19 protein-coding genes and 1 pseudogene are annotated in these 22,040 nt (G+C 55.3%); 8 read left to right on the top strand and 12 right to left on the bottom strand.

What is annotated here, in order from left to right; genetic code table 11:
* Positions 1 to 745: 745 nt before the first annotated feature.
* A pseudogene (locus ABJD00_RS19630) lies at positions 746 to 1,240 on the top strand (IS481 family transposase); the annotation flags it as partial.
* Between the two features lie 328 nt (positions 1,241 to 1,568).
* Here ABJD00_RS19630 and ABJD00_RS19625 read toward each other — a convergent pair.
* The 8 genes from ABJD00_RS19625 to ABJD00_RS19590 all read right to left on the bottom strand — a co-directional run bounded on the left by ABJD00_RS19625 (position 1,569) and on the right by ABJD00_RS19590 (position 10,706).
* Positions 1,569 to 2,315 carry an FkbM family methyltransferase gene (locus tag ABJD00_RS19625; RefSeq protein WP_413832163.1) on the bottom strand — a complete coding sequence of 249 codons (747 nt, stop codon included), beginning with the start codon at positions 2,313 to 2,315 and terminating at the stop codon, positions 1,569 to 1,571.
* 17 nt (positions 2,316 to 2,332) lie between these two features.
* Positions 2,333 to 3,238, bottom strand: coding sequence for a glycosyltransferase family 2 protein (locus ABJD00_RS19620; RefSeq protein ID WP_413832161.1), 906 nt, complete (start codon positions 3,236 to 3,238; stop codon positions 2,333 to 2,335).
* 10 nt (positions 3,239 to 3,248) lie between these two features.
* Positions 3,249 to 4,157, bottom strand: coding sequence for a hypothetical protein (locus tag ABJD00_RS19615; protein ID WP_413832159.1), 909 nt, complete (start codon positions 4,155 to 4,157; stop codon positions 3,249 to 3,251).
* Positions 4,158 to 4,245: 88 nt separating this feature from the next.
* Entirely contained in the window at positions 4,246 to 4,986 is a 741-nt protein-coding gene (locus ABJD00_RS19610; protein ID WP_413832157.1) for a hypothetical protein, read from the bottom strand.
* On the bottom strand, positions 4,970 to 6,088 hold the full coding sequence (locus ABJD00_RS19605; RefSeq protein WP_413832155.1) for a GSCFA domain-containing protein: 1,119 nt from the start codon (positions 6,086 to 6,088) through the stop codon (positions 4,970 to 4,972). Before ABJD00_RS19605 ends, ABJD00_RS19610 begins: the two co-directional genes overlap by 17 nt.
* Before the next feature lie 5 nt (positions 6,089 to 6,093).
* On the bottom strand, positions 6,094 to 8,466 hold the full coding sequence (locus ABJD00_RS19600) for a sulfatase-like hydrolase/transferase (RefSeq protein ID WP_413832153.1): 2,373 nt from the start codon (positions 8,464 to 8,466) through the stop codon (positions 6,094 to 6,096).
* 2 nt (positions 8,467 to 8,468) lie between these two features.
* Positions 8,469 to 9,221 (bottom strand): hypothetical protein, encoded by a 753-nt coding sequence (locus tag ABJD00_RS19595; protein ID WP_413832151.1) that lies wholly within the window; start codon positions 9,219 to 9,221, stop codon positions 8,469 to 8,471.
* A 9-nt stretch (positions 9,222 to 9,230) separates the two neighbouring features.
* Positions 9,231 to 10,706 (bottom strand): hypothetical protein, encoded by a 1,476-nt coding sequence (locus ABJD00_RS19590; RefSeq protein WP_413832149.1) that lies wholly within the window; start codon positions 10,704 to 10,706, stop codon positions 9,231 to 9,233.
* 145 nt (positions 10,707 to 10,851) lie between these two features.
* Here ABJD00_RS19590 and ABJD00_RS19585 point away from each other — a divergent pair, with 145 nt between their 5' ends.
* The 6 genes from ABJD00_RS19585 to ABJD00_RS19560 are packed head-to-tail and all read left to right on the top strand — an operon-like array spanning position 10,852 to position 16,971.
* Positions 10,852 to 11,748: a glycosyltransferase family 2 protein gene (locus ABJD00_RS19585; protein ID WP_413832147.1), complete on the top strand. Its 897-nt coding sequence runs from the start codon at positions 10,852 to 10,854 to the stop codon at positions 11,746 to 11,748.
* A 1-nt stretch (position 11,749) separates the two neighbouring features.
* On the top strand, positions 11,750 to 12,703 hold the full coding sequence (locus tag ABJD00_RS19580; RefSeq protein ID WP_413832145.1) for a hypothetical protein: 954 nt from the start codon (positions 11,750 to 11,752) through the stop codon (positions 12,701 to 12,703).
* Positions 12,704 to 12,757: 54 nt separating this feature from the next.
* Positions 12,758 to 13,441, top strand: coding sequence for an FkbM family methyltransferase (locus ABJD00_RS19575; RefSeq protein ID WP_413832143.1), 684 nt, complete (start codon positions 12,758 to 12,760; stop codon positions 13,439 to 13,441).
* 33 nt (positions 13,442 to 13,474) lie between these two features.
* On the top strand, positions 13,475 to 14,284 hold the full coding sequence (locus ABJD00_RS19570) for a hypothetical protein (protein ID WP_413832141.1): 810 nt from the start codon (positions 13,475 to 13,477) through the stop codon (positions 14,282 to 14,284).
* A 34-nt stretch (positions 14,285 to 14,318) separates the two neighbouring features.
* Positions 14,319 to 15,191: a glycosyltransferase gene (locus ABJD00_RS19565; protein WP_413832139.1), complete on the top strand. Its 873-nt coding sequence runs from the start codon at positions 14,319 to 14,321 to the stop codon at positions 15,189 to 15,191.
* On the top strand, positions 15,169 to 16,971 hold the full coding sequence (locus tag ABJD00_RS19560; RefSeq protein ID WP_413832137.1) for a glycosyltransferase family 2 protein: 1,803 nt from the start codon (positions 15,169 to 15,171) through the stop codon (positions 16,969 to 16,971). The genes ABJD00_RS19565 and ABJD00_RS19560 overlap by 23 nt, the downstream gene beginning before the upstream one ends.
* Here ABJD00_RS19560 and ABJD00_RS19555 read toward each other — a convergent pair.
* From ABJD00_RS19555 to ABJD00_RS19540, 4 genes are all read right to left on the bottom strand, one after another.
* Complete coding sequence (locus ABJD00_RS19555) at positions 16,968 to 17,849, bottom strand: hypothetical protein (RefSeq protein WP_413832135.1); 882 nt, start codon at positions 17,847 to 17,849, stop codon at positions 16,968 to 16,970. The two genes, ABJD00_RS19560 and ABJD00_RS19555, sit on opposite strands and share 4 nt — an antisense overlap.
* A complete protein-coding gene (locus ABJD00_RS19550) occupies positions 17,842 to 18,540 on the bottom strand; it encodes a hypothetical protein (RefSeq protein ID WP_413832133.1) in 699 nt (232 codons plus the stop codon). The genes ABJD00_RS19555 and ABJD00_RS19550 overlap by 8 nt, the downstream gene beginning before the upstream one ends.
* A 120-nt stretch (positions 18,541 to 18,660) precedes the next feature.
* Positions 18,661 to 20,259: a hypothetical protein gene (locus tag ABJD00_RS19545; protein ID WP_413832131.1), complete on the bottom strand. Its 1,599-nt coding sequence runs from the start codon at positions 20,257 to 20,259 to the stop codon at positions 18,661 to 18,663.
* Between the two features lie 228 nt (positions 20,260 to 20,487).
* Complete coding sequence (locus ABJD00_RS19540) at positions 20,488 to 21,264, bottom strand: hypothetical protein (protein ID WP_413832129.1); 777 nt, start codon at positions 21,262 to 21,264, stop codon at positions 20,488 to 20,490.
* 285 nt (positions 21,265 to 21,549) lie between these two features.
* On the opposite strand from ABJD00_RS19540, the gene ABJD00_RS19535 reads away from it, so the two are divergent.
* Positions 21,550 to 22,014, top strand: a complete 465-nt coding sequence (locus tag ABJD00_RS19535; protein WP_159089262.1) for a hypothetical protein — start codon at positions 21,550 to 21,552, stop codon at positions 22,012 to 22,014.
* Positions 22,015 to 22,040 lie beyond the last annotated feature (26 nt).

Below are 22,040 nucleotides of genomic sequence, written 5' to 3'. Positions count from 1 at the left end.
GCGCTTGATATCTTTGACGATCTTCTCGCCTGGGCTCTTCGTTGTCTTTCTCATCGTCCACTCCTCGGTGGCTACGATGAGCAACAAACACTCTCTTAGCAAATAACCCTATTTGGACCCATAAGCGCTGACGTCAGACACTGCGGTACTTGCTTCGGGTCAGAGCCTATGAAGAAGCCCAGGACCAGCTAAATGCCGGCATGGCAATAAGGGAATTCTAATATGTTGGCTGACAATCAGCCCGAATTCCCGTTCATTTGAGCCACTTTGACTTTGCGGTTCGACCGACGTTCGCACCAGAAGATATGTCGGCGTCGCTTAGATATGTTACTAGCGCCCTGGTTTGGCAAATGAAGGCTTCTAAATGTCTGATTTAGTGTATTTTTTTCTTGCGGTTCAATCTCAGGAGAGATATTCATAAACAACTTGCTACCGGATAGGCAGCTTAAGGCGGGTCGTTCAGACCCGCCTTTTTCTTTTCCTTTTACGACATTAGAAACGTCTGAATGCCATCAAGATTAATTCTAGAAGATTCAATAATGTGAATTATGTGAATTCCCAATTAGACGTTTGTTTGATACAGATCTTCGCAAACGTCCATGGGCAGATAGAGTGACCTAGTCCATTTGACAGTTCTAAAGCATTCGGCTTTTAACTGTTCCATCCCGGACGATCACATAGACCCTCGCCGCTCTGCATTCTTCTTGGCAAGATCGGTTTTAGGTGACATCCGGGAGGGCGCCCAATGCTGATCAATCTTCATAGCCAGGCGACGACGACACCCAAAGTGCGGACGGAAATTCAAGCGAGTGACGAGCCTGCTTGGGCTCTGGCAGAGCGGTTTGGGACCACCGAGCAGACTGTGTGGAAATGCCGCAAACGCGACAGTGTGAACGACCGCAGCCATGCAGCGCACCGGCTGCAAACAACGCTGACGCCTGCTCAGGAGGCCGTCGCAGTTGCGCTGCGCAAGACGCTGTTTGTCTCACTGGATGACTTGCTGGCAGTCGTGCGAGAATTCCTGAACCCGGATGTCTCGCGCTCCGGGCTGGATCGGTGCATGCGACGGCACGGAGTAGGCAACCTGCGTGATCTTAAGGAAAAGGCGGCCCGTCCCAAGCACAGCGGCTTCAAGGCTTATGAGCCGGGATATCTGCATATGGACGTGAAATACCTGCCTCCAATGGCGGATCAAACGTCCCGCCGCTACCTGTTTGTCGCGATTGACCCTGAGGCGCGGCTCTGGCCTGCACGATGCGCCGGATCGCAAGGCACCAACGCGCTCCAGTGGCCGGCGAGAGATTAAACCGCAACGCCGCCGCACGCCCGCTTAACCCGTCTTCAACCAATTTCTGAAATCGCGCCCGCAGCGCATTCGGTAAAGGTGCTGACATGATCCATCCTCCCAATAAGATGAATCACAGATCAAACCTCAACGGAATCCCTTTCGATTCATATTTTTGCTCGGATGTTTTGAGCATTGCTCTACGGCTTGGCACAGAATGCAGTAACGTCGCTCTTCGTGACTTTTGGTCGCAAAAAGAGGCGATCGAGATCATTCTCTACTGCTACTTTGCCTGCTTTGTAAGCAGGTAGTTCTTGTTCGCCTCATAACGTTGAAACACATCAATAACCTCGTAGCCGCTGGTCGACAGCCATTCATGAAATCCTGCATCGTTGCGCCGGTCAACTTCGACAAAGATCTCAGGCCTAGCATACTCGAGAGTCTCGCCCAAGCCACGCAATACCTTCAGCTCCATTCCTTCTACGTCGATTTTGATCAAAGACGGCGAGCAGTCTTTCAACAAGGTATCAGCCGGGTGCACCTCAATACTGCCTTCCCCTTCCAGCATCTTTGCACCACCAAGGTTCTTCGCACGTTCCTGCATGCCAAATCCGCTTTCCTTCCTGTCGGAAAGTCCAATGCCGATATGCGAAACATCAATCACCGCCGCCAAATCGTTCAACGCAATGTTGGCTAGCAGAATGCGATAGGCCAGTGGGTTCGGTTCAAATGGTATAATCAGACTGGCATGACCAAACAGAGCAAAAAATAACGAATGGTTCCCAGTGTTGGCACCAATATCCACAAATGTTCCACCAAGCGGAAAGCGACGAATCAAGACATCAAGCTCTTCCTGCTCATAAAAGTGTCCACCCCGATTTCGATCCTGAATGGGATCGTTCCTACGGTCCGTACAAAAGATCACGCGCTTGCCATGGATACGGGTGGCGGTCACGTTTAGCCCCGTGAACGGGACGGCCCAATCTCTGGACACGCGTTTCTTGGTTTTATTCAGGTCAAAATCAGCCACCTCGTTCCGTCCTTATTTTAGAATAGCCCCGAGAACCGGTCGGGAAGTCGATATAGCTCTTTGCTGCGCCCACCCCCAAAAAACGTCACCTTGCCATTGTGCAAATCCTGCGCTGTTTCCAGCATCGCCGTTCGGAATTCTGTAAAGTCGATCGTGGTTTCCTTCGGCTCCTGACAGGCCAGCCGCTTGTATGTCTCGATGCTCTTGGCCCACCCATCCTTCTTTTGGGAGTCAGGTTTGTCGTAGATGTCTTTGCGCAGCACAGCGCGGCCTTTCAGCCGATCACAGCTCAGCTCGAAATCATAAAACCGCAGATGCATCAGATATAGATGGTCATCCAAAAAACGCGGTTGGTGGTTATTGGCGTGTCCGCCATTCGTAAAACTAACATCGTGACGCACGATACAGGGCTTGGCATAATTCGCGTTCAACCGGAACAGCCTGCGTTTACCAAGAATGGCCCCACCGGTATTCAGAGCGTCGAGTTCGATGTCTGGGTTGTGCACGATCTCGATCCCGAAGGGACAAATTGATTTTGGAGAATTTGGCCTTTCATAGCGCTGCAAATACTTGACGAGGTTGCTACCTTGATCCGGGTCAAGAGCTACGATCTCGTCCACGTCGCCCGAGATCATCCAATTGTAATATCGCAGGAAGCCGTTGGTGAACTGGCTGATCAGAAACCAGCGCCGCCGGTCCAGCTGAAACAGGCTGGGGTCGCGGGGGATATTGATGACATTGGCGCCTTCCGCGATACGCCTGTGTTCGGGGTCGTTGCCATGGCTCAGGATGTAGAGGTGTTGCCGCCCAACCTGTTTTTCATAGTAGCTAACCCAGTTTTGCAACAGGTCATAGTCCTGATAGACCATTGTCATAACGCCAAGCGGCGATTTGGTTGGGTCAAAGATCAGGCGACGGGCCATTGACAGCCTTTCAGGCCATTTGTAGGGCCGGCAGGCCAAGCGCATTCATCAACTGGGCCGCACTGTCTGGATATTCATCCGCGAAAATGGTGCGGAACTCATTGTCGCTCAGGCACAACAGCATCATCTGACGGAATTGCGGCGTTTCAATCATCAGTTTCCAGCGCTCCCCAGTCTTCATCGCCTGCGGGTCACCTTGCTTGGACAAACCATCAAAGGATGAACCGCCTCCAAATGTGGACACTTCAGGAATGTCGACCTTTTTGGCCACCAGCGACAATGATTTCAGTGCTTTTCGTCGGTAGGCCTCATCGCTGGTCCAATCATCATAACGCAACACAGTCACACTGTGTTTTTCGCAAAACTCCGGGTCGCGGGCCAATTTCATATTGTCCTTCCACATCTCACACATTCGCATGAACTCCGACATGTGTCGCAGAGGTTGACCTCGTGATTGATCCTTTGATCCAATTTGGCGACCCAGATGCGGCCAGAAAGATGCAGCCCAATTAGCAAAATCACGCAACACATAGATGTTGCGCGGGACTTGGAGTTCGCAACCCGAAGACAAAGGGCGCACGTTGGCGGTGTCCAAGGCACGCAATGATACGTCCTCGTAGCTAATGAAAAAGGTATTCACACGGCTTAAGTAATCGGGCTGGCCTGCGAGCAGACGAATATAATCTTTCTTTTGATAGGTCCCTTCGTAGTTGCCAAACAGTTGCGCCTGCGGAAAACGGATAAACGGGTCAGCAGTGGGGCGGCAGTTGTTGTAAAATACCTTGTTGCGCCCTGGTGTGTTCTGGATCACCCACGCGATCAGCCCATGATTGCCAGAGCGGCGCAGGCCGATGAACCGGAACCGAATGCGGTTGCGATCTGCGTGCGCGGCAAAGCTTTTGAGGTTGTCGTGGGGCATGAAACTCTTCTCAGGTTGGCAATTTGGCAGGTTTCTGGCGGGACTTGGGTGTGCGGGTTGCCGGCGTTTTCTTGCGGGCAGGTTTGGGCTAGGGATTTGGCCCCAGCATCTTGATGGCGTCATTTACGATAAGTGCACCAAAGGTAGCGTTCTTGTGCGTTTTGTCACCGCGTTCCAGATATTTCCTGACAGCGAAATCCGGATGTGTGCTGCAACCCGAAACTACCGTGTGGTCCGGCTGGGGCAACAAAGTAATGCCATCTTCCGCCAAAATATCGGCCACAATCGCCCACAGATCGGCGCGGTCCTCTGGGGTGGCATCCGCCGCATTTGCAAACTTGGCCGGGATTTCGCGCTCCAACCCTTCAGTGTTGAAGGATATCGGCGACAGGACAATCCGTGCCGCCTTCTGAGCGGCCAGATCGCGGGCAAAATGGTAGGGTGGCAGCCGCAACAGGAAATCGTGAATCCAGCGCCGCTCGACGCCAAGTGACAGGCGCGCTTCGGGCGTGCGCCTGCGGTGCAGTAATTCGGGAAACAGGCGATAGAGATCAATTCGGCAACCTTGAAACAGGATCATGTCAAAGTCACCCGCATTCAGCGCCGTGCGCCCCAATGCGTTGGTCTTGGCAAACCGGTTCTTGGTAAATTCATCCATTGGCTCGACCTGATCATTGCGCCATGTCAGACGCCTGAATTGCTTGCCAATGTTGCCCCAGAATTCGATGTCGACTCCATCTGCCTCGACCATGCCCTGATCATAGGCGGACTTGATACACGCAAAGTGGCTGTCGCCAAAGACACACAGGTGTTTACTTGGAGAAGGCATCAAGCATCTCTTCTTCGCACAAAACCTCTTCGGCGGCGGCTTCGGCGGCTTCGGAAGCAGGAATGGCACGTTTGGGCAGGGCTTGTTCCGGACCGACGACCTTTTGCTCGATCACCCCATACGGCCTCTCGACTGTCACTGTTTTTGAAAAGGCGTTGAATTGGTCACGAAAGAAACTGTCCATGACAAACTCGACGCCCTTGGCGTCCACACTGCGCATATTGGGGCCAAAGAACATGCCCCGAAACGCAGGGTGCGTAATGATCTCGTAGGAAGGGAAATAGTCGACTGCAGGGTTGGCTGTCTTCATTTCACCCGCAACCGCGCGCAAGATCGACTTGGAATGGCTGGTGGCGGTCAGCACATGCTCGTCGGTTGCCGTCGCTGTCAGCGGCACGGGCGAAACAGTTAGGATAAACTTGACATGCCTGTTGATTTTGCGGGCTAGCGATATCGCGATCTGGAGGTTTCTAAAGGTGCTTTGAAATCCATAATTCACGAATTCATGCTGCTCAGCGTCAAATACACCGGCGACCGTGCCGGGACATATCGCGAATTCATATCCACCCACCCGGTCAATCCACGCCTCAGTCAGACCAAGTGTAAAGACAAAAAAGCCAGAGTACTCGATGGCTGTGCGGATCGCGGCGATAGTGACGTGACGAGAGTCATAAAGTTCGTCTTCGCTGGAAAAGCCATTGAGTTCGACGGCCGGGCGGAAAGGATCGTAGTAACGGCCGTCTTTTTCCCACGTGACCTGAGGCGGTTCCTGTGTTCCCGCAGCCCATGACAGCCATTGTCTGAGCATGTTGGGAGTATAAATATTGCCTGTGCGAAAACTGAACGTACCATAGTTATAGTCGCGTTTGGCCGCATCCGTCATGCCCTCGGGCGCCGGTTCGCCGTCTAGCCAGTTATATCCACGCGCCACCAGAGCGCGCGCGATATGTTGGGCAAAACACGACCCCGCCGTAATGATCCTCGCACGTTTCTTGATCTGGAAACGCGGTTGCCAGAGTCCCTCGATCTGAAACGGCGACCGTTCGGCGACGGCGGAGCGCCAGAACCGATCCGGTGGTAAGCTTTCGTAAGGATGAGACATCTGCTTCACCTCTTGCTTGGGGTGGCCTTTGCGTTTACTCCGTTATTCCTTGCCCCTTTTTTGGCCATGGACGGATGAGCAATGGCAGTCTGCAATTTTTTCAAGTCTTTCACACCATCTATCGAAATAAACGACAATCCAAGTTTAAGGCGCGCGCCTTTCTCGGTCCGTTCCATCGTTGGCATCTTCGGCCAGCCAGACAGATCAAGGCTATAATCCTTTCGCCATTTCTTGATGTGGGTCACGCCGCCATAGGCCACGACAAAGCAGACTTTGCCCTCGCCCGTTGCAATGATATTGTGCCCGCTGCCAATGAAAATCTTGTCATCTCCGCTGTGGGATTCCACCCTGTTGCGCCCCGGCCCCGTGTGTATCTCCGACCCGCCCGGCCCATCAAAAATCTGATCGTTGCCCGGTCCGCCGATCAGCGTGTTGTTGTTGCTATTGCCCCGGATCACGTCATCGCCGGTACCACCATCCAGTACATCTTTGCCGCGCGCGCCGATCAGCGTATCGTTGCCAGGGCCACCATAGAACTTGTTGCGCGCCTTGTTGGAGCCAAGGGCGATCAGCATGTCGTCCCCTGCCCCGCCATGAAAGGTCGACGCGGCATATTTTGAGCCGATCATCACATCCCCTCCCAGCGAGCCTTTGACATCCACGGCAACACGTTCGGACGTTTCAAAATGCATGGGCGAGTCTGGATGGCCCACGACATGGATCTTGCGTCCCGGTTGCCTGTTACGGTCCACGCCCTGTTCGGCTTCGGGGCGGGCCACGACTGTCCCGATACGGATCTTTTCGACATTAGCAGGCATGTGCACGACGTAGTCGTTCGGCCCTCCCATGTACCATAGCGTGTCGGTACCGCCGTGTTTGTCTTCCTTGATGCGTTCTACGTCATCTCCGTAGGCCCAGTAATCATTATCCCCCGCCCCGCCTTCCAGAACGACTGTTCCGTCCACCGCCATCATCGCGTTGACCCCGTCTGCCGGGTTTTCAAAGCCGCGCAGATCAAGGCCAAGGTTCAGCGCACCGTCGACCAGTTCCTGCCGCAATGCCGTCAGCGGCGCTGTGTCGACCAGGTTCGTGGTCTCGCCCGGATCGGCGACGAGGTCATAAACATGCTCTTCGCCATTGGGATAGCGAAAGTATCGGTATTGGCTTAGGCCTTCAACGGAGGGACGTACTGACAGCGTGCCAAACACAGACGTGACAGGTGACTTGGTGCGATCATAATCCCCAAAATCTTCGCTGATTAACGGCAGCAGGCTTTGCCCTGACGTCCAATGATGGCGCGGCGGGATGCCTGCCAGATCAAAGATCGTCTTGGGCAGGTTGTGCAGTGACACGGGCATGTCGACCAATTGCCCCGTCCCCATGCGCGCACTCCAAATCGCAAGCGGGATATGGGCCGCGCTATCCCATTGGCTCATTTTGTGAAAACTGTCGTGATTGCCAAGGTTGAAACCGTTGTCCGAAAGCAAGAGGACCGTAGTATTCAGGCCCAGTACGGACGCGTCCAATGCATCCAGAAACCGGCCAATCTCGTGATCCACATGGCTGATGGCCGCGAAGTAAGCGCGCACCACTTGGCGCCAACCATTGTCTCCCGCGCGCTCGGGTGTCCAGTTACCGTTGGCAATATAGGCGGCCTCGTAGACGGCAAAGCCGGGTTGCGGGCCATAAAAATCCTCAGGCGCGGCGATATCCGGCCATTTGATGCCGGTCGGGTCGTACATCTGGTAAAACCTGTCGGGGCATTCAAGGCTGTAATGAGGGTGCTTATAGCCCAACTGCATCAGATGGCGGTGCTTAGGGTCCGCACCAGACAGGTATTTGACCGCGTTCTCAGTGACATCAAAATCATAAAACTTGTTATCCTGCGCCCCGTCGTCGTTGGGGTGATTGATGCCGCGAATACCGGGGCCGCGGTCCAGATAGTCCATGTTGCCGGTGCGATTGCCCTTGTCCGTGCACTTCCATTCCTCGTGAAACAACAGGCGTTTGTAATCAGCATTCATCGGTTTGTAATTGCCGTCGACCTTGCCGGTCTGGAAGGTTTTGAACCCGGCACGGCGCAGATCGAACTGCCACCCAGCCGTTGGGGGCAGCGCCTCACGCCAAATGCGGTTCAGGTCCACAAGACCCGAACGAAAAGGTGAAATACCGGTGGCCAATTCGGCGCGGCACGGCGCGCATAACGGGACGGTGGCATACGCATTGGCAAAACGAACGCCAGTAGACGTCAGCCTATCGATATTCGGCGTCTGGATCGTTAGCCCAAAGGTCTCCCGCCACGTAAAAACATCAATCATGTCATCGATCCAGATTACACAGATGTTGTCGCCTTTGATACTGTCCCGACTAAATGTCATCTCTAGCCCTCCCACAGGTCAGGCAAATCAAGGGCCTGCAAAGTGCCCGCATGATCCGGTTCGAGAACGTTGCGGTCGGGCCAGAAAATCACGTCCTGCAGCACGAAAGACCCGAGCGTCTTTTGCAAACCCTTCTTGTTGCTGCGGCAGCCAAAAAAAAGATTGTGGGGCAAGGCAAGATCGATGCCTGATTTTGCAGGCGTCATACCGATCGAACTTTCCTGCACGCGCAACCAAAGACGATCCGCCGACATGCCCGCCACCACCAACCGCGATCCGGTCTCTCGGCCAACAGCATCAACCGTCAGATCAAGCGTGTTGCGCTGATCCTTTAGTGTCGTCCGACCGGCCTTTTGTTCAAGGAAAACGTAGTTGTCCACGCTGTCCGGGTTCAGTGTGAAAAGGGTTCGCGGGTCATCACCCGACGCGTCAAAACGCACCGCACAAGACCACATGCTGCCGCGGGAACCAACATTGGCCGTCACATACCCGCAATGCTCATCCGACTTGTACTTCAGCCCCAACGCCGTGGCATCGTAATTGTCAAACCGGTTCTTTTCATGCGGTTCGGATGGGCGTGCCCGCGCGCCTGAAGTGCAACTGCGCACAGCCTCCACGGATGCCCCCGCCATGTCCAGAAAGTCAGGTTTCATGCGAAACCAATGCGCCCCAATATCGCACAAATGGGCGTGCAGGTCCGATACGTAATCCGGCAGGATCAACGCGTCAGGGACATGTGTATCTAGGTATAACATCGCCCTACTTCACCAGACCGGCAACGCGGCGGGCAGCGCCCAGCGATGCAGGGTCGCCCCTGTATTGCTGTCGTGGGTCCATTCATCGCGTAATGCGCCACAAGCGGAAGGATAATCCAGCTTCGCGCGGTCCAGCAACGTCCCGATCCCATAACGCAGCTCAAGCGTGGCACCCTCGGGTACCTTGTCGAAAGTCAGGATCACATCCTGCGGATCATCTTCAGCCACGGCAACACTGACAAGTTCAGGCGCATTATCAGCGCCAGCCAATGAAAACCCAAGGCTTGGCCCGGCACCGAACGGATCATCTCCATCGATCACCAGCCCAGACAACGCGCGGGCCTTGACCCGGATCTGGGCCGGGTCGGGTTCTCTCTCTGCCAGTAAGAAAATGGGGCAGGACCATTCCTCGCCACTGCGCAAGACCTCTAACGCACAGGCATCCATTTCCGCCATCTGCCAAAGCGCCTCGATGTCTGGTCGTCCAAACCGATCCTGACGGAACATGTATCCTGGCGCGGTAAAGCAAAGCCCATGGCTCGCTCCTTGCCATGCCAGATCCCACTGCGCGCGCAAGACCGGATGATCGCTCAGGTCGTGGGTACCGCAATCAAATTGTGCCAGAAACGGGGGGCAATGCAGACCCATCCGCGCAACCTCGGTGGTTAGCTTACCAATCAGGACGAGCATCTCTTTGCAGTATGTGTCCGCGTCACTGACAACGTCCTCTAGCGTGAACGCGAGCCCGATACTGTATAGCACTGCCTGCCTTTCCATCCGCGCCGCAGCCGCCTTGAGCGACCCGATTGCCGTCAAGAAATTCGCATAGGCAACGCCACGGGCCAAATCTGTGATCGAAGCCGACGTGTCAGTTTCTGTGCGCGCCATGAACAGGGTCAGCGCCTCGTGGTTTTTGTGCTGACGCGCAACAATCACGTCGGCGATGGCCGCATCCCGCGTCAGTTCGGGCAGGCGTTGAAGCGCGTCTTGCTCGACAGCCTCTTCCGTTCCGGCAAGGCCTACAGCGCCGATATCGTCCGCTGGGGCCAGAACATGCCACGGAAAGGATAACGGCTCGGGCAATCCGTCGGCGCGGCGCGCGCCTCCAAGGCTGAGCATACCGTACAGCGGCCCTGCCCCATCGGCAAAAATGCCCGGCTGACTGTCTGCATCTGGTGCCTCGGCGAGCCTGCGGAACAGGCGCGGGCCCTGCTGACCGTCCAGATTTGCGTTGAACAACAACCACTCTCCGTCACGGCGCACATCCCACGCATCCACATTGCCCAGTATTGTCGGATCGATCCACGAACTGGCCAGCCCGGCGGGGGCGGCTGACACCGGCAAACGGCGGGCTATGTCATCAATAACTGTGTCCGACAGAACCAGCACCATACCGGTGCTGTCAAACCGCAAAATGTCGCCGTTTGCGGCTCGAATTATAGTACCGAACGGGGCGACGGGTGCGCCATCTGTTTTGTCAGCCATCGCCGCACTGCTCCTGAACGCGGAAAACCTACTATTATTTGTGACCTTGTAGGTATCTCGAGCAAGGTCAGTGCCGCGTTTACAATTAGAGCGACTTGACGCTACCTTACGGGCAAACATCAAATGTTTTCAAGGCACGAACAATATGGACGAAACCAAGGCTGCTGTTGCAGCAATGACTATGATAGGAGGCGACCATTTCTTCCTAAAAAGGTGGGTCGACTACTACGGAAAGCATCTTGGACGTGAACATCTCTATGTCCTCAGCCACGGCGGCGACCCCGAGCATCGCAAGATCGCTGAGGGCTGCAATGTCATCTATTTACCGCACGATCCGACGCGCTACTGCTTTAATCAGCGGCGATGGCAAATGCTGTCGATGTTCACATCAGGTTTTACACGCTATTACAACTGGGTGCTCACGGGCGACGTTGACGAAATCGTTGCCGTCGATCCAGCCGTTTCTGAAAATCTCGTGGACTACTTTAACCGCTTTGACGACGACACGCGCCCTCCCGTGATCTCTCCCTTGGCAATCGAAATGGTTCATAATCCTACACTAGAACCCGACGCGATTACCGATGATCGCAACGTTCTAGATGTAAGGCGCATCTTTCGACTCAACGCCAACTACAACAAGCCCTGCATTACCCGGAACAAGATCACATTTGCCCCTGGAGGGCACTTTGCCAATGAGCGGCGCAAATTTCTGGACCCTGACCTCTACCTGTTCCATCTGCGCTTCATTGACCACGATATGACCGAAGAACGCTTGTTCCTGCGCAAATCCCAGCGCAATCAACAAAGCGGCGCGATCGAGCAAACCGATCGCAAGGTGACCGGCTGGGACAATGCGTGGCAAACCTACAAGCAACTCAGCACGTTGGACCCAGTGGCGGAAACGGTCGACTTTTCCGATATCCGCAAGGAGCTTAACAAAGGATGGCGGCGCAAGGACGAGAAAAGCCCCTTCTTCACTTTCGGTGGCGGACGCAGCAAGGATGTGTACCGCCTGCCCGAACGTTTCGCATCGGTGTTCTGAAATGGCCGCTGCCACGGACTCTAGCGTCGAACAACCATCCATAAACCCGCCACCGTCGGTCAGTTTGAACAAGGTCCATGACAGTAACCGTTTCCTGTTGGAAGGAGAGCACGGTAATCTCTGGTTCGAATACCGTTCGCCCACACTGTTTGTGACTTTCGACAATCTGGCCACTCTGGATGATCCCTATCCTCGCATGCCGTGGATGTATGAACGGGTAGAGATGCTGGGCTATTCGATCCTTGGGGTGCAGTCCTTTAGCAAGGATTGGTTCCGCCAACCTACCAGCTCTGAACAGATCGCGGCTCTGGCGCGCGACGGGTTCTTTTCCCGCTTTGACCGGATTGTGTTCATGGGTGCATCCATGGGGGCCTTTGGCGCACTCAATTTCGCACCTTTTGTCCCGGGCGCATGGGTTCTGGCATTCAGCCCGCAGTCGACGATGAACCAGAAGATTGCACCATTCGAGCGCCGCTTCAAATACGCAGTCAAACGATCGAACTGGGAAGAAATGCCGTTTCTGGATGCAGCAGCTGCGGTGCCATACATCCCCAAGATCGCCATGCTTTATGACCCGCTGGAAAGGGAAGACATCCGACACGCCGCGCGACTGGACGGGCCCAACGTGCAACGCCTGCCGGTGGCGGGCTCGACGCATCAGGCGATCCGGCTGGTGGTCAAATCCGACGCCTTGCCGCAGATGATGCGCGAGTTTGCAGAAACCGGCCGCTTGGGCGGCGAATTCCGCCAAAACATGCAGGCGCGCAAACAGGTACGCAGTTGGCGACGTGCCATTGTCCAACAACTGGAAAACCGAAATCACCCGAAACTGCTACTCGAGGTTTGCGTTTCATTCCTTGCTGAAAAACATTACAGTTTTGCCAAACAGGCACGAGACAAGGTGTTAAAAGAGCACCCGCATCTCGCCGCGTCCGGGCAAGGCGCAAAAAAATAATAAGTGCAACCTCGGCATCAGGGGGATGCACGAGCAGAAAATGAGAGGCGCCGCATGAACGATGTCATCGAAGTGACCGAGCAAGAATTGCGAAAACAAAAGCGGCGCGCGCAACGTAACCTGCGCCACGCCCATGCCAAAGGTTTGATGCAGGGCATCCTGTCAATGCTGCAACCAGGCGACGTGGTGCTCGACTGTGGCGCAAATGTTGGAGATGTCTGTGTGCCGTTGGCCGAAACTGGAGCCATCGTGCACGCCTTTGAACCCGACCCCTACGCCATTGGCCAAATTGCGAAACGTGTAAAAAAACTGCCGAATGTCACGTTACATCAGGCGGCGGTTGGCACGACCGCCGGCACGATCCAGTTGATGCGTGCCGCCAATTTCGACGATAACCCTCAAGGAGGGTCAGTCAAAAGCACGGTGATCAAAGGCGGGCGTAATATCGACGAAGATGCAGGAAATATGATCGACGTGAACTTGGTTTCATTGCCCAACATCATCCGTGATATGGTGAAGACCCATGGTCGTATCGCATTCCTCAAGATGGATATCGAAGGGGCTGAACTGGAACTGCTCGAACTGATGCTGGCCGAAAATCTCTTTGAGAACATCGACCTAACGGTTGCCGAGACCCATGAACGCAAATTCGCCGATCTACGCACCCGCTTTCGGGCACTTCGCGAAGCAGTTGGCCGGAAACATCCCATCACCAAAGTTAATCTTGATTGGATCTGATCCGATCGCCCCGGCAATTCTAAGGACATGAACATGAGTTCCAGACGCCCCGTCGCCTCTCTCTGGATCGGAGAGAGCCTTCACTACATCAACCAGCTGTGCCTGAAATCGCATCTGCTGCATGGGCACCCCGTCACGCTTTATTGCACCGATGACGTGCAGAACGCGCCGGAAGGCGTCAAAATCCGGCCTGCGACGGAGATCATGAACATCGATATGGACCTGGTCGAGGCGACAAGCGCGTCGTTTCTGTCCAACGTATTCCGCTACAAAATGATCCAGGAAACCGGGGCAATCTGGATCGACTGTGACGCCTTCTGTCACGCACCCTTTGACGATGATCAGGAATTCATCTTTGCGGGCCACGGCATGCTTGGGAATCTCAACTGTGGTGTAGTGGCAATTCCTAAGGATTGCGATTTGATGGACCAACTGCTCAACTATTACGAAAATCTGCCCGACTATCCGGCATGGTGGAACAAGAACCAGCGCCGCAAGATGGACCGCCTACAAAAGCAACCGATGAGCCACGCCGCCCGAATCTACAAGGCAGAGCGAACGGCATTTGGCCCGCAGGCATTTACCTATTTTGCCAAACAGACCGGCGATTTCACAAAGGCGATGAAGCCCGAAGTGCTCTACCCCGTACCCTTCCAGCTCAACGACGTGTTCTATGACCCCCACGGCCGGGTCGAGGGGCATTTCACTGACAAGACGATCTCGGTTCACCTTTACACCAATGGGACCAAACCGTGGTGGCGCAAACACGCCCCGTTGCCCAATTCCTATATGGCGCGGATGTGCGAACAGGTCGGCATCGATCCGAACGCCGCGCTTATGTAAAATCGTCCCGGTCCGCTCTGCAGGAGAGTCACCCGTGTCCAACGCCCCACCCCCGATCACCGGCCTTATCCGCTTTTCCTTTTTCGGGATGAACGACACGCGTCAGAAGCATCATGACATGGATGTGGCTTTTGGTCAGGTCTATAACAGCACCCGGATGGAGGCGCGGTTGTACCTGTTCGAAAACCTGTGCCTGCCATCGCTGCGTGCGCAGACCGATCAGGATATCAGGATCGTCATTCTGACCTCCGAAATCATGCCTAAACCCTACAAGGACCGCCTACGCAACGTCACCACAGATGTGCCCAACATCCAGATCTACTTTTCCCAAGGAAGAGAGATCAGGGGTGCGCTGAAACCCTATATGCGTGATCACGAGATCAAGGATCGGGCGGTGAATTTCCGCCTGGGCGAAGATGACGCGATTTCATGCCAATACATTAAGCGGCTGCGCCAGGTCTCGATCAGCATGCCGGAGCGCAGCCATATCTCCTTTCCGAAAGGGATCATCTCGACGCCCAACCCTGCGGTAGTTCAGGTCAGCGGCGTGTGCACACACCTGTGCCCCAGCCCCAGTCTAGTCCGCATCACGGGCCAGAGTTTCCGCAAGAATCCCTATAAAACGATGCATGACGCCGTCTGGAAAACATTCCCAACCGAGACCGACCCCGGGTTCGCTGCCTATATCATGACGCTGCACGGCCACAACGACACCGCCGCACGAATTGACGTCCGCAACAAAAACGTGCGCGAAAACAGCTATCGCATGGGGCGCAGGGAAGGGAATAAAGCAGTGCAACGGCAACTGGCAGAAAACATCCCGCACCTGACACAGGACCGCCTGCAGACAATCATGGCCAATCAAATCCTTACACAACCCGACCATGAACCTGAAGAAACACATTAGCCCGCACGGGCGTGTCACCGCCGTATCGATGATGAAGGACGAGGCACCCTACCTGCTAGAGTGGTTCGCCCATCACCTGGCCGTCGGCTTTACGGACATCCTTGTCTACACGAACGATTGCAGCGATGGCACAGATGACATGTTGATCCGGCTCGAGGAACTGGGTCTGGGCTATCACAGGCGTAACGACATCCCTGAAGGGGTCAAACCCCAACCCTCGGCGTTGAAATACGCGCAAAAGGAACCCGTGGTCTGCGAAAGCGACTGGGTGATCGTGTTCGATGCGGACGAATTTCTGGTGGTCAAATACGGCAATGGCACACTTGACGACGTAATCAGCGCGGTGGGCGACAATGACGGCATCGTAATCACCTGGCGCATCTTCGGCTCGGGATTTGTCGAGGATTGGTCTACCGCCCCCGTGACCGAGCAATATAAATATGCCGCCCCCGCCATGTGGAACAAAGGCTGGGGCGTTAAAACCCTGTTCAAATTCGACACCGACAAATGGAAGCTGGGCATCCACCGCCCCTCGTTCAAGAATAAGGTCTTGGATACGGATTACCCCACCACCATCAACTGGTTGAATGGATCCGGTCTGCCGATGGAGGATTATTTCAAGTTCCGCGGCTGGCGCTCGATCCGTCGCACTGTGGGGTATGACTGGCTGCAAATGAACCACTACGCAGTTAAAAGCATGGACGCCTACGCCATCAGGCGGCTACGCGGCAACGTCAACAACAAGGCCGATAAGTATAACAGCGACTATTGGTCACTACAGGATCGCAACGAAGTCAAAGAAACCTCAATCTCGCGCCACTTTGAAAGGCGCGCACAGATCATGGACGAATTGCTCAAGGACCCGGTGCTGAACGAACTTCACCACACCGCCCTTGAACGGGTCGAGGAGCGGCTGGCTGAAATACGCAAGAAATCGAAATACGAGGAATTGCGCGCCGATCTACGCGTCGCTTCGCAGGTCAGCATCAATGATGTGGTCGCCAAACCACCCAAGGCTCGTGATGCGGCAAAGATTGCTGAACTCATGTCAGATGTCGAATCCCGCGCTTCGGACGGGGCAAAGCCGGACCGCCCAAACAAAGCGGTCGCTGATGGCTTTTTCGACGCTGGCATGTCGTCCATCTACAACCCTGCCCCGCTGGATCTGAGTACCAACATGGTCGTCGATCTGCATCCAAATCACGACATCACGCTGCCGGCCGATCCGCGCATTTTCAGCCCCTCCGCTGTTGAGGATATCGTCGCGGGCAAATTTGACAGGCGCAACGCTCGTCATATCGGCAATCTGCTTGCGCCAAAGGACAGAATGCTGAATGTCGGCTCGGGCGTCAGTTTTATCCCAATGGTCAGTTGCCGCCTCTATCCTGATTTGGTTGTTCTGGCTCAGGATGATCGGAGCGACCTTGCTGCTTTGGCCAGACAATTTGCGGACGCCAATGGGTTCGGCTCGGACGACAGGCTCAAGATTGTGGATGGACCAATCACGTTGAAAACCGAAAGCAAGGGGCAGGCCAGCGGGCTCAAGGCCTATATCAATGACTTTCGACCCACCGTGCTGCGGCTCTGCGACTACCGCGTCACGGCAAAGGTTTTGGCAAGTCTGCCATTGGAGAGCGTGCGTCGTATTATACATACCGGCATTGATCCCGAACGAGACGAAGATGCGCTACAAGCATTGAACGCCGCGATGCCGGATTTCGCGCCCAATCCCAATACGGTCAAAACCGGTGTGGCCGTTTTGGACCGGGGTTTGCTCTAGATCGAAACCAATGTCACGCCGTCAATGGTGCGTACCTTGTCCAGATCCGCAGCGTAGTGTTTTTCCATCTGGTCTTGCAAAGCGTCCGTCCACCCGGGAAATAGAATATCCGACTCTACCGCATCCTCATGCGCGAAACGCTTGAGAAAGATGGTGATTACACGCGCGCGTAGATCGGCCGGCATACTCGGATGGGCCTCCAGATAAGATCGAAGCCGCGCACCACCATCTTCGTTCATCAACTGCGTTGCGACATAAAGCTCGGAGGCAACAGACACATCCACGCCCGGTCGAATGGCCGCGCGCAGCACCTGGCCCCAGACAAACGGTGAGTCCTCAGCCGGCCAAACCACGAAGGGCGTGTCGGGCACATGCGCGCGCAAATCACTCAGCAAGTCGCACCAGCGCAGCTCGAATGGATCGGGCTGCACAACGTCTAATCCGGTGTACAAGCCACTCGTCCACGCGTCGGACAAAAGGGGGGCAGGGTTGCGCAGGCTCATCATGAACTTGACCGGGGCATGGGCAAACACCTTCCGGTACTTGGCCAACCGTTCGCCAAGGCCGTAGAACCAATCCCCCGCCGGACAAAAGTACCGTTCGCGCTGCATCGGATCGATGAGCGACAAAAAAATATGCTGATGTTTGTCTAACTTGTCGGGATCAAGGCCTGCCATCGTCACGAAATCTTTGTTCGTGATTGCTATTGCCTCACTGCCTTGAACGAGGTCAGGCAAGGTCTTTCGGTATCTCTTGGGCCGCGGCACCGACACATTGCTTGATGGCAGCAACGGATCGGACTTCAAGGTCCAGACCAAGTCCTGACCCAAATCGAAATCAGTCCCAATTTGTATAGTATATGAGAGATCGTCAGTCACTCCGATGCCCCTGATTTTCCCAAATTCGGCAAGCGTCAGGTTCGTCTTCGGGCCATACTATATCGGCCCAGTACGCAAGTAGTATGACCGCCTCGGAATAGGACGCATCTCGCTGTGCCGCTGCCGCAACAATACGTCCCCAGATCATCGGGGCCTCGTCCGCGTTCCACGCGACGATTGGCGCCTCTGGGCAACTGTCACGCAAGGTACGCACCAGGACCGACCAACGCAGATTGAATGGATCAGGCGAGATCACTTCGATCCCCGGATAAGCCCCGCTCGCCATCGCCTGAGACAACAAATGGACGGGGTTACACAGCGAAATCATGAAGGTGACCGGAGCGGGCGCGAGGGCCGCGCAATACCTGGCAGCGCGCGGGCCGATATCAAAAAACCAATCACCTGCGGGGCAGAAATTGGGCGGAGGCTGCATCAGTTCCTCGATGCGAAGAACACAGTGCAGATCACCCGGGCCCTTAATCTGGTCCAAGCCGAACATGGCATCCAAGGTGGCCGCGTCAGACAGCGTATTGCCAGAGAGGGCCGCGCGCTGTGCAAGCAAGCGGCGATACCGCTTTGGGCGGGGGACAAGAACACCTTCGACGCCTTCGGCCATCAAGCTCCAGATCAGGGGGGCGCCCCCATCTAACCGTGTCCCGATCTGTAGCGTAAAAGACAACTTTCGCGTCACCAGCGAACCTCGGATCGTTACATACCAAAAAAAGCGGAGCGCACGCGCCCCACTCCGTAACGGGAAACTACTGTATCTGAACAACACTGACTAGATAGGGTTCACTCAAAAGCTTGTTGCTTAAGCAGCTTCACTCAGCGCGGTGCGCACCTTGCCAAGCGAGTCCATCGCCGCATTGCGCACTTTAACCGGCTTGAACCCATTGTTGCCATCTACAGCCTGGAAAAAATCGGTGTTAAGCTCGGCAAGGTATTCCGTCATCACCTTCACTGCATTTGCCTTCAGCTTTTCGCGCTTGTCGCCATCGGGCTCCTGGATCAATGCCTCAAGCGCATCTTCCAGCCGTCCATCCAACTTGTCGAGATAGGTGAACAGCTGCTTTGTTTCGCTGGCTATGTCCGGAAACTCAACCTCATCGCAGCTGTCAATGATGGCATCCTGTAACTTCGTCATTTCTGCAGTGAGGGTGCTGCGGGTTTTGATCCAGTCCAGACGCGCCCTGACAAATGGTACTACACCGGAGGGAATGTCCTGTTCAGCTGCCGTCTGTTCAGCGGCCTGTGCATCGGCAATCAGTTTGCGCAAACCGGGGGCCGCCTTCATGCCACCAGCGAAATCACCCGCCTCACCCTTTTCGATGAAATAGCCCAGAACCGCACGCATCTTGGTCACATCACCCAAATTGCGTTGCAACAAATCGAGGGCGACGGGCTCCAGGTCCGCACGGGCATCGCGCCATGTAACATCCAGAGCGTCAGTATCTTGGTTCGTATCGTCGTCCTGCTGGTTGTCCCGGGCAGTGCCACCCGATGCCTCATTGGCAGCACGGTTAACGGCATCCGAAAGCGTCTTGAGGGTTTCGGTGGCTTTTTTGACGTTGCCCTTTTCGATTTGGGTCAACAAAAGCGCGTGTGCCGCGCGCAGACGGGTGACACTTTCTGCATCCCCCATGACGTCAAGCCGCCGGGACAGGGCAGCGGCATCTTGGGACAAGCGTTCCAACGCCGCATTATTTTCCGGGTTTTGCGCTGCACCAGGTTTGGTCTGAGCCCCCAACTTTGTAATTGCATCGTCCAGCTCGGCCAATGTGGCCTCGGCCGCGTCCAACTGCCCAGCTTTCATCGCAGCGACTACTGTTTTGAGTGCCTTGGCCATCCGCGGCTGCGCCTTTTCGGGCAACCCACCGATCGCACCCTGCAAAGTCAGCGCCTGCGCCTTCAGCTTTTTGAGGCGTTCCTCATTCGTGTTGCCATCTTGAACGTCATTGCCGCTTTCGGAGTCTTCGCCGTGTTCTTCTGCCTGAACTTCGTCCTCGGCATCGTTGTCTTCATCATCATTGGTATCCAGATCCGGATCATCCGGCAGATCCTCGATATCCTCTTCGAGAACGTTGCCGTCCTTGTCCATGATAACAATGTTCATGGGGACCTTTTCGGACTTCAGAAACTTCTTCAGCTTCTTGGCGGCCTGCGGCACCTCTTTGAGACATGTCAGCATCATGACCCGGCCCTTGACGCGGGCGGTACCAATGGCGGCCTTGGTCCCGGTACCTTCGCCACGGGCCACGCGGCCAATCACCTCGGGATTTTTCTTGCGGTCCAGAACAAACACGTCTTCTTTGGGATCGTTGCCGGGGCAATAGGCAAAGTTCAGGTCCCGCTTTTTGGCCAGCTTCACATACTTTTTCAGCTCCGGCCCGCGCAGCGCAATATCACCCATGACAATTCCTTTCTTTGGCAATCAGACCACCCAGCCGGGGGCGTACTATTGCAAGATAGCCTACACAAAATCCCAAACCTGACAATTCCCCAAAGGGGTCAAACCAGTTTCTCATTCTCGACCAGGTGCTGATAAAGGATGCGCGCGGCCCCGATGCCAGACTTTCTTATGAAGCAAGTTCCGCTATGCGATCACTGACCATCGAACGTGAATGTCACAGGTATTGACCTAGCGCAGAACGCCCGACCCACCGATGGACAGCTTAGGCTTGGCTGCTGGCGCGGCCGGTTTGGGCTGTGGCGCCGGAGCCGCGGCGCGTGGCGCTGCTGCGGCGCGCGGCGCCGTCGAGGTCTGCCGCGCTGGCGCTGCGACAACCGGTATCTCGCATTCCACATCGCCATTCAGGATGATGGCGCGAAACAAATCTTGGGTCGGGGCAGGATCTGGCCAATCGACCGACGCGATCTCGTCAAAATATTCACCCACCGACCGGCGCGATCCCGGGCCCCAGGCCCCATCAATGCCGGAACGGTAGCAATTCATCCGGGCCAGTTCGGTTTGCAGGACCGCGTTCAACTGATCTGCATCCGGGTCCAGATGCCCTTCGGAGATCAGACGCTCGAACAGGATCGGTTCGTTTTCGCGCAAGGCCTCGCGTGCGGCCAGATCATCGAGGGAAAAGGAAATCTGTTCGACAGTGGCCGGCAGCAGGGTTGCCAGCCCAAATTCTTCTTCCTGACCCGGCGCGATCAACCCAACGATAATGGACGGCTGCGGCAACCCGACGGCCGCACGTGCGGCAACCGGCGTGGCGCCAAGCCGTGTGGCCTCAAACACAGGAGCGGAGTCAATCACGAGTGCAGCTTGAACCAGCGTGTCACCCTCATCGGCCAGATCAATGCCGATGGGTGCAATCTCAAGCCCCTGCGCCAACACGGCCGGAACAGGCGCCAAAGCTACGGCAGCCACAAGGCCAGTCAGAACATATCGGCTGCAATGAAACACGCGATTCACCTCAAGGCGGAAACTACTGGGAAAACCTAGCGCAGGGCGCTTAAAACTGCAAAGCGTTGTATCGCTTAAACCCCACTGATTCCTCAAAAATCGATACAATCATAGGTATTGTGCCGTCGCGTTACTCAGGTGAATAGGCAACAATCCGCCTCAAGACGTTGAAATTGTACGCGTAAAATTACCCAAATGGGCGAACTGTTGCCGGAATTCCGCATTTGAGACGTTTTGCAAACCTTTCCCCCTCGCGGAAAGGCAATCCCATGCTACATATAAGATATGAAACACGTAGCTCTCCTCTCCGTATCGCTTGTCGCCCTTTCCGGGACGGCTGGTCTTGGTCTGTCTTCTTTGCATGACTTCAATATGAATGTGCAAACGTCAGCCCTAGCAACTCCTGACAGCATTCCTGCCGAAAGCGGGTTTGTGATCCCTGATTACGTTCCAAATTCGGATCAGTTCACGAATGTCGCCCCGACGCTTGATGCGCCGGCCGTATTCGAAACACCGGCAGCACCAGTCGAAACTGCGGCACTTGGCGACTTCGACATCGCCCCAGAAGAAGCGCCTGCAGCAGTTCAGCTGGCACCAGAAGTCCGTGAAGCGATCAAAGCCCCGACCCGCTCAATCGCCAACAAGGCAAGCGCAACTCCAGCGCCAGCTTCCTTGGGTAAGACACGGTCCTTTACGCACACGCCAGACGCGTCAACACGTATTGACTACGTCATCGGCGTCTATCGCTAGAGCAAGTCCAAGTACGCGCAGGGTTT

It is taken from the genome of Tateyamaria sp. (genome assembly GCF_039945315.1).
Lineage (GTDB): Bacteria > Pseudomonadota > Alphaproteobacteria > Rhodobacterales > Rhodobacteraceae > Tateyamaria.
Note: the sequence above shows the minus strand (reverse complement) of the source record. Positions and strands in the feature narration are given on the sequence as shown.

Excerpts from the sequence above, each read along its gene's own strand:
- ABJD00_RS19535 (WP_159089262.1), top strand. The coding sequence starts at position 21,550 with ATGAAACACGTAGCTCTCCTCTCCGTATCGCTTGTCGCCCTTTCCGGG.
- ABJD00_RS19595 (WP_413832151.1), bottom strand. The coding sequence starts at position 9,221 with ATGTTATACCTAGATACACATGTCCCTGACGCGTTGATCCTGCCGGAT.
- ABJD00_RS19570 (WP_413832141.1), top strand. The coding sequence starts at position 13,475 with ATGAGTTCCAGACGCCCCGTCGCCTCTCTCTGGATCGGAGAGAGCCTT.
- ABJD00_RS19585 (WP_413832147.1), top strand. The coding sequence starts at position 10,852 with ATGGACGAAACCAAGGCTGCTGTTGCAGCAATGACTATGATAGGAGGC.
- ABJD00_RS19580 (WP_413832145.1), top strand. The coding sequence starts at position 11,750 with ATGGCCGCTGCCACGGACTCTAGCGTCGAACAACCATCCATAAACCCG.
- ABJD00_RS19545 (WP_413832131.1), bottom strand. The coding sequence starts at position 20,259 with ATGGGTGATATTGCGCTGCGCGGGCCGGAGCTGAAAAAGTATGTGAAG.
- ABJD00_RS19575 (WP_413832143.1), top strand. The coding sequence starts at position 12,758 with ATGAACGATGTCATCGAAGTGACCGAGCAAGAATTGCGAAAACAAAAG.
- ABJD00_RS19560 (WP_413832137.1), top strand. The coding sequence starts at position 15,169 with ATGAACCTGAAGAAACACATTAGCCCGCACGGGCGTGTCACCGCCGTA.
- ABJD00_RS19605 (WP_413832155.1), bottom strand. The coding sequence starts at position 6,088 with ATGTCTCATCCTTACGAAAGCTTACCACCGGATCGGTTCTGGCGCTCC.
- ABJD00_RS19610 (WP_413832157.1), bottom strand. The coding sequence starts at position 4,986 with ATGCCTTCTCCAAGTAAACACCTGTGTGTCTTTGGCGACAGCCACTTT.
- ABJD00_RS19600 (WP_413832153.1), bottom strand. The coding sequence starts at position 8,466 with ATGACATTTAGTCGGGACAGTATCAAAGGCGACAACATCTGTGTAATC.
- ABJD00_RS19620 (WP_413832161.1), bottom strand. The coding sequence starts at position 3,238 with ATGGCCCGTCGCCTGATCTTTGACCCAACCAAATCGCCGCTTGGCGTT.
- ABJD00_RS19615 (WP_413832159.1), bottom strand. The coding sequence starts at position 4,157 with ATGCCCCACGACAACCTCAAAAGCTTTGCCGCGCACGCAGATCGCAAC.
- ABJD00_RS19590 (WP_413832149.1), bottom strand. The coding sequence starts at position 10,706 with ATGGCTGACAAAACAGATGGCGCACCCGTCGCCCCGTTCGGTACTATA.